The sequence below is a fragment of the Primorskyibacter aestuariivivens genome (genome assembly GCF_028023675.1).
In the GTDB taxonomy this organism is placed as follows: Bacteria; Pseudomonadota; Alphaproteobacteria; order Rhodobacterales; family Rhodobacteraceae; genus Marinovum; species Marinovum aestuariivivens.
In genome coordinates, this window is sequence record NZ_JAQIOZ010000010.1 from 159027 (window position 1) to 169170 (window position 10144).

Below are 10144 nucleotides of genomic sequence, written 5' to 3' on the forward strand. Positions count from 1 at the left end.
CAGTCGTTCGGTCCAAACCCGTCCAATGGCTTCTTTATCTCATAACCTATCTAAGGCGTGAAAACCGGCAAGTCCGACGGGGCGCGCATGCGCCCCGCCCTTTGGCATAGCAGGAAAATGCCGTTATTGCCCCGAGAGGGCCGCGTAGACCGCGCTCTCGAAATCCATATACCCTGGAAAGGAGACCCCATCTGCGAACGGCAGGATCTGCGTTGCCCAGTAGCCGCCGATCCCATTCTTTCGATCTATCCAATAGTAGCTGTTCGCCAGCCCGGCCCAGCCGATGGCGCCGGCCGGGCGCCCGGTGGACGCGTCTTCGGTGTTGACCATGAAGGTGTAGGACCAGTCCTTGGGTATGCCCGGAAAGAACTCTGCATCATTCGAAAGCGAGGGAATGACGCCGGGCAGCATGGTGACTTTCTGCGGTGGGACAAGTGCGCCCTGCACGGCCCATTCGACGGTTTCGGGTTTCAGGACCCGCCCGTTCGGACCGGCACCGTCGTTCAACCACATGCGGATAAACTTCATGTATTCCGGCACAGTCGCGTAGAGCCCGTGGCCGCCCATGTGGACCTCAGGGTCATCAGGTAGTGCGAAGTCGTCCATCGGGGTCAGCCCGCCATCCTCGCCCCGCGCGTGGATGGTCGCGGTCCGCTCCTTCATGTCGGGCGTCCGGGTAAAGGCGATATCCTGCATGCCGAGCTGGTCGAAGATCCTCTCTTTCATAACCTCGCCCAGGCGTTTGCCGCGGATGCCTTCGACGACCTGTCCGACCCAGTCGATGTTCGTGCCGTATTCCCACTTCGTGCCCGGATCGAATAGCAGCGGGGTTTCGATGCAGGCGCGGCTGCCGGTGACGACAGAGGGCTGGCCCTGCTCTTCGGCGAGGCGCTTATAGGTCTCGTTAAAGAAATCATAGCCAAAACCGGCCGTGTGCAGCATCAGTTGGCGGGTCGTGACATCACTTTTGGGGGCGCGCAGTCTGGGGGTGCCGTCCGCGTCGAACCCGTCGATCACCTTCAACTCACCGATGGCCGGGGCGTAGTTTTTCGCAGGCGCATCGAGGTCCAACAAACCCTCCTCGACACATTGCAGGGCTGTGGTGCCAGCGATTGCCTTGGTGGTCGAGAAGATGGCGAAGACCGTGTCCTCCGTCATTGCGTCGCCGTCCAGCCGCCGCTCTCCGGCCGCGCCGGCGTAGATATCGCCATTGCGGTCCGTTGCCATCGCGACAACCCCGGGCACACGCGACGGACCGGTGCCCAGTCCGTTCAGAACGGCGTCACACCGGATTTTCAGATCGTTTGGGTTGATGTCCTTCATTGGTTCCTCCCTTGAAGATGTGAAGAGAAGAATGCGGAACACTGATCGGCCGCGCTGTTCGCAACCGGTATGTTCTGTCCGATTTCGGAAACGAAGTCAGTGCGGGCGGACGCGTCGTGCGACCCGACCACGCGTCTGCGACGGCGTTTCTCCGAACCTTTCTCGATACCGGCCGGCCAGAGCGCCGAAGTTCGAAAAGCCCCAGTCTGCGGCGATCACGGTGACGGTCACATTGGCTGGCAAAGTTTCAAGATCCCGGCGAAAGCCGTCAAGCCGCCGCGCCACGAGGAATGCCCGAGGCGAAATACCTCGAAACTTCTGAAATCCGCCGGACAGTGTCCTTGCAGAAACGCCGACACGCTTGGCCACATCGCCGATTGAAGGTGCTTCGCGCGCTTCGGCTTCCATGATCTCCTCGGCCGCGCGAACGTAACCGGGGGCTGCACAGCGGGCCCCGGTCTCAAGGCTCAACCCAGCGGCCGATGCCCACTGTCGCAGAAGTTCGACGCAAAGCATCTCTTCGATATGCCGCACCAAGACTGCGTCGGATGAGACTTCGCCCGCGCGCGTTAAGGCACGGGTGGCATAATCGAGAAGCGCGGGCCAGGCTGAGTTGGGGCCGCCGATCTTGACACGGCTCGTCCACAGGCGGTCATCCGGCACGAAACCGAACCACCTCTCGGCCGTATCAACCATCGCCTGATGCGGGATCGTGAGGTTCAGCTGCATATGGTCGGGATCACCCTCAAGCCAATATTCGGCTCGGGAGCAATCTACGACAAAGCTTTCCCCGGCAGCGGTTGCAATAGAGCCACCATCGGTTTGATGATCCAATGCCCCGCGCAGGGTGTTAAGAACAAGGATGTTTCCGGCATCAGGATCGAAACGGTCAAGGTGAATGCCGGTGCCGTAGGCAAACCGGGTCATGGTCACACAGCCCGCCTTCGCCGAAATCATGGTCGCATCCGGCAGGGACAAGCGATCCAAAGGCCGCACCCGATATCGCATATAGACCGACCGGCAGAAGTCCTCCACTTCGTCCCAATCAGCTGAATGGGTTTTCTGCCGGTGCCTGATCGGCGCCCCTAACGAATCCAGAACAAGTGCATGTTCCAGCAAAACCCCGCTCCTCCTCGTGATTCCATTGTCAATGTAACACGATATTGGCGAGGTAGACATCCGGCATTGGTCGTAAAGAAATGAACGTGTTGGTGGGGACGCGCCGACACGGTCGCGATCTGGCGTAGGTTCTGATCGAGCGCGTTGTCCCCCCGGCGTGTGAGGCTCTACAATGCCGACATTGGTTCAAGCCGCAGCGAATGACCGCTCCCCGCCCTCCCCGACAAACAGGCGATGTCCGCCACCCTATCGCGCAACCAGCCTTTCACCATCCTCCTCTCGCAGCATCGCTTCCATTTCGTCCAAGCCATCGACTGCAGAGCGCATCTGCGCCTCATCAGCTACGCTCGCAGCTTCAGAATCCACGACGCTGCTGCCAAAATCCATCTCCATCTGGCGCTGTTCCTCGGCGATGACGGCTTGAACGACAGGCGCGGTCTTCTTTGGAGCGGCGTCGGCTTGGCCTGACGGTTGACCATCGCCAGCCTGGCTCGCCCTCTCCATATCGGCTTCTGTTCCCCCTGGCCCATCCGACGGCGGCGTCATCGGCATGGCGCGCACACTGAGCGGCAGGTTCCCCTGCAGCCCCCCTCCCCCCGGCTCCGGAAACGGCAGCTCCCCCGTCTGAGCCGCATGGATCGCCTTGAACAGCCGATCATCAAAATATTGGATCCGCTTTGCACGGACCGGCATTTGCGCATCGATCACCATGACGATTTCATCAAGCGGCAGGCGGCGCGCCTCATCTTCGGGTAGCAAAGAGCTTTCTTCGGTCCGTGTGGATTGGCTGCGCCCTTCAAAGGGGTTCTTCCCGATTGACTGGGAGCGCGTGATGACGGTCTTGGTGGTCTTGCCGACAGCCTTGCTGAGCTCTTCGACGGTTTTTTCATCCGAGGGCGTCAGGTAGAGCTTCACGCCTGCATTGCCCTGCAGGGCGCGGCGGGTGTTCTCGCCATAGATTTCATCTAGGGCGGGGATGGTCTGGGTGACCACGGCCAGATGACCACGATAGGTCCGCAAGGTCTCGATGCTCTCGACCACGATGGGCATCTTGCCGAGACGGTTGAACTCATCGAGCATGATCATCACGGGCCAGGGCTCATCCGGCCCGGGGTCCTTTTCCTGCATGGCCGAGAGAAGATCAGAGAAGAAGAGCCGGATCAGCGGCGCCAGCGGCTTCACCATCAGCGGCTGGACCACGAGATAGACCGAGAAGGGCTTCTTGCGGATTGTCCGGAAATCGAAGTCCGACACCGCCGTCGCCTCATCGATGGCCGGGTTCTGCCATTGATCGAGCCCCGAGGTCATCAGGAGCGAGACGTAAGAGGTCAGCGTGTCGTTATTGGTCGAGGCCAGCCGCGTGAAGATCAGTTTGGCGGCCCTGTTGTCGACCTCGTGGCCCCGCGCGAAGTATTCCTTCTGCTTGTTCCCACCCGAGGCCGCGATGCGGTAGATCTCGCCCAAGGTGGGGCGCTTGCGCTGGAACGCCAACAAGCCTGCCGCCACGAAGAGATCGATCCCGCCTTTGAGGAGGCCCTGCACCCGGTCGTTGTCGCTCTGCAGGAAGAGCGTCGCCAGGAGCTGCAGTTCCATCTGCTGGCGCGCGGGATCTTTCAGTTGATGGATGCGCAGGAGCGGGTTGTAACGATGCGTGCGCTTGCCCTCCCAATCGGTGGGGGCAAAGCGATAGACCTTGTCGCCTTGGGCTGCGCGGTGCCGGGCCGTGGCCTCAAAGCACTCGCCCTTCACATCGAGCGTCACGGCGGAGCCCTGCCAGGTCAGCAGGTTCGGAATGACAAAGCCCGTGGTCTTGCCACGGCCCGTGGGCGCCACGATCAGCGCATGGGGGAAGACCTTCGAGCAAATGTAATTGGCGCGGGAACCCGGCGGTCCCAGTTTGCCGAGGATGAACCCGGTCCCGGGTGCCCCAAAAAACCCATTGGCCTTCATCTCGCGCGCAGTCTGCCAATGGGTCTGGCCAAAGCGTGTGAGGGCGGACCCCGAGAGGGCGAGGCTCAGCATCAGGCCGGCGGCGGCAAAGCTGCCGATGATCAGGTGAATAAGTTGCGCGTCCTCCGGGCGGCGATCAAGGATCGCCAGATAGTTCTGCGCGATATATGCAAAGTCGATCTCGGCCCCGAACCCGAGATCCTGATAGGTCAGCACCGCCGAGGCGATGATATAGCCCATGGCCCCGGTCACCAGCGTTACCAGCAGGACGCCCGTGGCGATCCGCGCTTTTCCCATGGCGGCGCTCAATGGACCTGTCCCCGCTCGGCCTCGCCATCCACGTCTGTGGTGCGGTGTTTTTCATATTCGGTGTCGGCAAGATCATCGACCACCTGGCGCAAGGCCTCCGTGTTGGCCGTCGCGGCATCCGATTGCAGGTAGACCTTGGCGACATAGAGCCGGTCGAGGCGGTCCTCGAGAACCTTGTCCAGCGCATCGGCATCGCCAGATGTGAGCCGGTCGAGTTGGCGAACGTCCAGTACCCGTGCGATCTCGTCGCGGAAGGCGTCCCGCTCCGCCTCGGTCTCGAAGGGCGCGGACAACTCCCCCGCCCGCTCATGGTCCAGGACACGCGCAATCTCGTCTGCAAGGCGGTCGGCACGGTCAGACTGCGAAGCAGTTTCACCGCGGGCTGCGAGGAGTGCGTCGCGCGTGCCAACCCCAAGCCCCTCGCGCATCTCGGTTTCGCGGCGGACCTGATTAATGGCCTCCGTGTCCCGGATCTCGACGACGGCCGCATAGGTCGCGCCAAGCCCGCGGGCGAGGTGGGACGGCATGTCCGGATAGCGCGCGCGCAAGTCATCTGCGACAGCATCCGCAACAGGTGTGCGGAGGTCGCGTCCCGCCATGATCCGGTCGACCTCGCGGGTGATCTCGCTGGCGCGGGCCGCATCGGTGATGGTCTCTCTATAGGGCTCAGACCGGTCGATCACATCGCCAGGATGTGCGAGCAGGTCCGGGTGTGCCTCGAGATACGCGCGCTGCTCCGTCTCGATCCGGCGCTCCGCCCGCGAGACAACCTCCCAATCCCGGTCCTCGATCTGCTGCGCTGTCAGGCCGTCTGCGCGCATCTCCTGACGGATTGTCCCTTCCATCGCCCGCACCGCGCCCTCATGATAATGGAACCGCTCGCTGACCGCTTCCGCTTCCATGACCCCATCCCGGCGCAGCACGTTCTCGCGCTCCAACAGCGTGCCAAGTTCGACATGCACATCGTTGAGAATGTCGCGCGCCTGTTCCAGATCGGCGCGGCGTTCAAGGTTCAGATCGCGCGCCTCGGCCACTTTGGTGAGATCATTGGCGATCCATTGATGCTCGAGCGCTGCATTTGAGGCGCCCGTCTCGATCCGGGCCACCACCTCCGATGTGCTGATCCCCGTGCCGCGCAGGGCCGCGTCGATCCGTGAGCGCAGGCCTGGCTCGGCAAGACGTTCTAGCTGGTTGGTGTCGATATTGGCTTCGGAATAGATCCCGCCCTCCGAGGGGGTCTCTGACAGCGTGGATGATCGCAAACCGAGAGGCTGCATGTGCTGGACCTGCGTCTGGATCTCGATGAGACGTTTTTCCAGCACGGGACGTTCCGCGTCAGACTTCTCGGCGATCATGCCCTGCACCCGCGCGAGCTTTTCCGCATAGAGGCTTCTGAGATCCTCGAAGCTTTGATCCTCGGCCATATACACATCTCCTGTTCGGTCCACCTGCCCGCCGCGCGCCAGCACCTCGCCCGCTCGGAAGAGTGCTGCGGCAATATCCTCGCGGGCTTCACGCGAAGCCTCCGCGGCCAGCGAATGGTAGACAGTTCTGGTGTTGGCGATCTCCGCCAGCGTCCGGGTCAGGTCGGCCCCCACGCGTTCGCGCTCGCGGGGTGCTCGACCCTCTTCTTTCGCGGCGTAGACCTCGCTGGTGCGGGCTGGGTAATGCACAACCCCGCGATCCACCCGCCGCGTGGCTTCCAGTCGCACGCCATACTTTTCCGCCTCCTCGACCATGGCGAGGCGGAAATCGTCGTAGTTGAAGCGGTGGTTGCGCCCCAGAAAGAAGAACTCGCCTTCTTGCGAGCGGCGGTTCAGCACCAGATGCGCATGCGGGTGATCGCGGTCCTCATGCACCGCGATGATGTAGTCGAAATGCCCCTCATCAGTCTGGAAGAACCGCTCGGCCACGTCCGTCGCGATGTCGCGCACGTCCTCGCCCCCCGTGCCGATGGGGAAGGACATGAGCATATGGGTGGTCTGCCCGAGCTTGGGCTTGAAGCCCGCATCCCACCGCTTGGCAAAGCGCTCGGTCAGGTCCTTGATGTCGCCCGCCTCGAGCTTCGCCTTGCCATCCAGAAACCCGCTCGAGTCGACGATATGGGTGGACTTGGTCGTGAGGTAATCGAGCTGGTTTGCGAGCTGCGATTTGGTATGCGTGCCCCCGCCTCGGATCGCCTTGAAGACCGCCGGACGGTGCCCAGCCGCCGCGCGCATGAGCTGTTTCTGCTTGGCCACATGCAGCCCCTGCATCGAGCCCCGGACGCGGCTCCAGCCATCCCGGAAGACCTCGCCCGTGACAGCGTCGACGGCATCATTCAGCCGCATGGGCAAACTCCCTCAGCGCGGCCGTGGCCTCGAGCTGCATCGCGTCCCGACGACGGCGCAGAAGCAGGTCGATCTCGTCAGCACTGTCTAGGATGAACCGCGCCAGCCCGCGCATCTGCGCAAGGCGCGGCTCAGAAAACTCGGCACGCGTGCCGCCCACGGCCTCTTGCCCCATTCGATTGGCCCGCGTCATCTGCTTGGCGATCTGCGCGACCCCATTGCCGACCTCGTGCAGTGAGGCGCGGTAGTGCGCCATCTCAGCCGCCATCTGCGCGCCCGGAACGAACACCCCGCCTGCGGCCTGAATGAGCCGCCGCAGCCCCTCGGCCCTGCTCTCGATCCCCGCCTTCGCCAACACCGCGTCGAGCGCCTCAAGCTCCGCAGCCGTGACCTTCACACTGACCGCCGAGACCGGGATCGCGGCATCCATCTGACGCTCGGCATCGGCTTTCAGAACGTAGCGCACGGCCCGCGATGAGACCTCGAAACGCTCAGCCAGCTCAGACGTCGACACACCCTCCGCGGCCTCGCGGACGATCTGCATCTTCTCGATCTCTGTCAGGCGTTTTGTTCGGGACATGCGGAAGAAAGACCCCCTATTTCCTGCCACCTTCCACCAAGGCTGCCCCCACCTTACGATAATATACCTATATGTCAATTATATACTTACGTTGCATTCAGGCTCAGGCAGCCTTGGTGTCGGCTTCCCCCGCAGCCCGTAGGGGCGCGGGCCTGCCCCCTCACCACCAGCACAGCCTCCAACTTCGGAGTCCCCCTTCCCCAGCACCGCCCGAGGGTCTGGCCGAACACGCATGTGTTCGGACGGAACCACGGGCGGGCGCAAACTCCACCGACAGGACGGACAGGCAGGGTCAAGGAGGGCCAGATTTGGGCCACCAAATCTCTGCCGCAAAAACCGGGAGGCCAAGGCCTGCCGGTTTTTGTGGATGGCCCCCTTGAGGCTGACTGGCCGGTCTGTCGCGACCTGATCATTCCGGGGGAAGTGCGTCCGTTGAATGCGCAGCGACCGGCGGCTTCGTGAGGTCGCTGGCGGCGATCACCTCAGCCGGTGACGGTATCCCTGAAACAGGGATCGGGCCGCCCCAAGATCATCCTGGGGCGGCCCATCCTCGTCAGAGGATTCAGTCCTGGGGATCCTTCGCGCTCGGCGGGAACATCACCAGCTCCGAGACCGCGACCGGGAAGTCGAGCTTGAGGCTGAAGAACTCCGAGCCGTCCCCGTTGCGAGTGTTGCGGAACATCGCACCCACGCGCTGAAAACGGGTGCGCTCCTGGCCATCGGTATCGGTGAACTTGACGGGGACGGTGGCGACGTAGTGATTGGTCATTTGGGTTACTCCTTGTTGCGATGGGGATCACCCGGCACGGGGGCAAGAGGCCCGGTCGCAAGCGCAAATGCGGAGGGTCCGCGGCAAAGGCGTGGAAGCCGTATTTGTGCTTGCCGAAGCGCAAGCTGAGGGCACGATTGGGCCGACCCCGTGCGATCCACATCTATGAGCAAAAAGGAGAGACCCGGATGACCCTTGCCATCACGCAACCGCCACCATCCGCGTCCGCGTCCCGTCGAGCCTGGCCGGGGTGCTGACGGAGCCCGCCCGCGTGGATGCGATGTTTAGAAAAACCCCCGAGGGACGCGCAAGTTTTCAGCCTCAAGTGGGACGTCTCGACCCCTTGCGTCTTGCCCCGCTGACGATGTGCGTGAGGTGCGCACCATCCCGAGCCCATACCGATGCGGATGGGCCGCACTCTGACGGACCGGGTAGAGGGATGATGGTGCTGGCCGCCGCAGACTGCCGATCACGCGTGACCGACCGCACGCGCCATGAGACATGACGAAAGGGCCGCGCCAAGCGCGACCCCCTCTCTTCAATCCTGCGGCGCCTTCTTCGCCGGGTCCGCAACCCGCATGACCGTCAGACCTTTCGCTTCCGCCTTCTGCCCGAGGTTCAGCGCGACCCCGTTGCCGCCGAAGAGGACAACCCCCGTCGCCGCGAACTTGTCGTCGAGCATTTCGTCGTTGCACTTGAACGGTGCCGCCCGCCCATGCGCGGACCAGCGCGGATCGAAGCGCGCCTGTGCGACGCCGCGTGCCCGGGCCCACCGAGCCGCAATCATCTCTGCCCCGTGCTTGCCACCCTTGTGGCAGAGGAAGATCTCCTGGTTGCGGTTCTGCTTAATCCGTTCGCGAACCTTGTCGAGCGTGTTGAAGATCACATCGACATCTGTCCAGTCGGTGGCTCCTGAGACGATCAGGGGCACCCCCTCGACTTTCGATTTCTCGGCAGTCTCGCGGTCGTGCTGCTCCAGGAGCTGCCGCGCCTCGAAGACCGCCCCGGTCTCTTGCGCCCGGACGCTTGCGCGCGAGCCGGCTGCCGGGATGAAGGCGTGACCGGTCTCGATCTCGTAGCATTCCGCCGCAGCCTCGCTCATCACCTCGATGGCGCCGACAATCTCGCGCAGCTGCAGAAAGCGCGCCTGCGCCTCTTCGAGCGCGGTCTCGGCGATCTCCGATCCGTCGTGGGATTTTGCCAGCGCGCCGATCTTGTCGGCGGTGCGGTCGACCTCCTTGCCAAGCGCCACCTTGCGGCGCTGGAGGATCGTCGCGAGCCCATGGGCCAGCGGTTCGATTTCCGCTTCAAGCCCGGTCCCGCGCAGCTGCCCGAGCAAAGCCTCGAAGCTCTCGCGGATGATGCGGTCGGTCAGGACGTGATCCTCCGGGATCGGCAGGTGCGCGTCCCTCTCGGTCAGTCCGAAAAGCTCGATGGTCTCGTAGGTGTTTGCAGTGTTGTAAGCCATGTCTGGTCTCCAGTGTTCGTTTCCAAGGCCACCACGTGAGTGTGGGGGCATGGCCGAATGCCTGGTTTCCGAATCTGCCCGGGTCAGGGACGGCGCAGCCGCCGGCTTGCCGGGCGCAAAAGTTTTCCGCGCGCGGCACCCGACACATGCGCGCGCTTGCGCACGGGACCGCCCCGCGCCACCGGCTCCGCCCTCGCCGAAAAGTTTTGCGATCCTTGACGCGGGCTGATTTGGGGGCCATCCGGAGGATATGCTTCCGCACTCATGTGTGTGTGTTTTGACGGTAGGTTTGCCCG

General features: G+C 63.2%; 7 protein-coding genes. All 7 read right to left on the reverse strand.

Going from position 1 to position 10144, the window contains the following annotated elements; translation table 11 throughout:
• Positions 1 to 123: 123 nt before the first annotated feature.
• A complete protein-coding gene (locus PGB28_RS12255) occupies positions 124 to 1323 on the reverse strand; it encodes a serine hydrolase domain-containing protein (RefSeq protein WP_009807932.1) in 1200 nt (399 codons plus the stop codon).
• Between the two features lie 96 nt (positions 1324 to 1419).
• Positions 1420 to 2442, reverse strand: a complete 1023-nt coding sequence (locus PGB28_RS12260) for an AraC family transcriptional regulator (RefSeq protein WP_009807931.1) — start codon at positions 2440 to 2442, stop codon at positions 1420 to 1422.
• A 246-nt stretch (positions 2443 to 2688) separates the two neighbouring features.
• The gene (locus PGB28_RS12265) at positions 2689 to 4689 is read right to left on the reverse strand and encodes a type IV secretory system conjugative DNA transfer family protein (protein WP_271421790.1); all 2001 of its coding nucleotides are present in this window, start codon (positions 4687 to 4689) and stop codon (positions 2689 to 2691) included.
• An 8-nt stretch (positions 4690 to 4697) separates the two neighbouring features.
• Entirely contained in the window at positions 4698 to 7031 is a 2334-nt protein-coding gene (locus PGB28_RS12270) for a relaxase/mobilization nuclease domain-containing protein (protein ID WP_271421791.1), read from the reverse strand.
• Complete coding sequence (locus PGB28_RS12275) at positions 7018 to 7611, reverse strand: helix-turn-helix domain-containing protein (RefSeq protein ID WP_271421792.1); 594 nt, start codon at positions 7609 to 7611, stop codon at positions 7018 to 7020. Before PGB28_RS12275 ends, PGB28_RS12270 begins: the two co-directional genes overlap by 14 nt.
• Before the next feature lie 562 nt (positions 7612 to 8173).
• Complete coding sequence (locus PGB28_RS12280) at positions 8174 to 8380, reverse strand: hypothetical protein (protein ID WP_007120662.1); 207 nt, start codon at positions 8378 to 8380, stop codon at positions 8174 to 8176.
• Positions 8381 to 8918: 538 nt separating this feature from the next.
• Positions 8919 to 9848 carry a DUF2493 domain-containing protein gene (locus PGB28_RS12285; protein ID WP_271421793.1) on the reverse strand — a complete coding sequence of 310 codons (930 nt, stop codon included), beginning with the start codon at positions 9846 to 9848 and terminating at the stop codon, positions 8919 to 8921.
• Positions 9849 to 10144: the final 296 nt, after the last annotated feature.

Bases quoted from the DNA above. Each gene is read 5' to 3' on its own strand.
- PGB28_RS12255 (WP_009807932.1), bottom strand. From the start codon at position 1,323: ATGAAGGACATCAACCCAAACGATCTGAAAATCCGGTGTGACGCCGTT.
- PGB28_RS12265 (WP_271421790.1), bottom strand. From the start codon at position 4,689: ATGGGAAAAGCGCGGATCGCCACGGGCGTCCTGCTGGTAACGCTGGTG.
- PGB28_RS12270 (WP_271421791.1), bottom strand. From the start codon at position 7,031: ATGCGGCTGAATGATGCCGTCGACGCTGTCACGGGCGAGGTCTTCCGG.
- PGB28_RS12275 (WP_271421792.1), bottom strand. From the start codon at position 7,611: ATGTCCCGAACAAAACGCCTGACAGAGATCGAGAAGATGCAGATCGTC.
- PGB28_RS12280 (WP_007120662.1), bottom strand. From the start codon at position 8,380: ATGACCAATCACTACGTCGCCACCGTCCCCGTCAAGTTCACCGATACC.
- PGB28_RS12285 (WP_271421793.1), bottom strand. From the start codon at position 9,848: ATGGCTTACAACACTGCAAACACCTACGAGACCATCGAGCTTTTCGGA.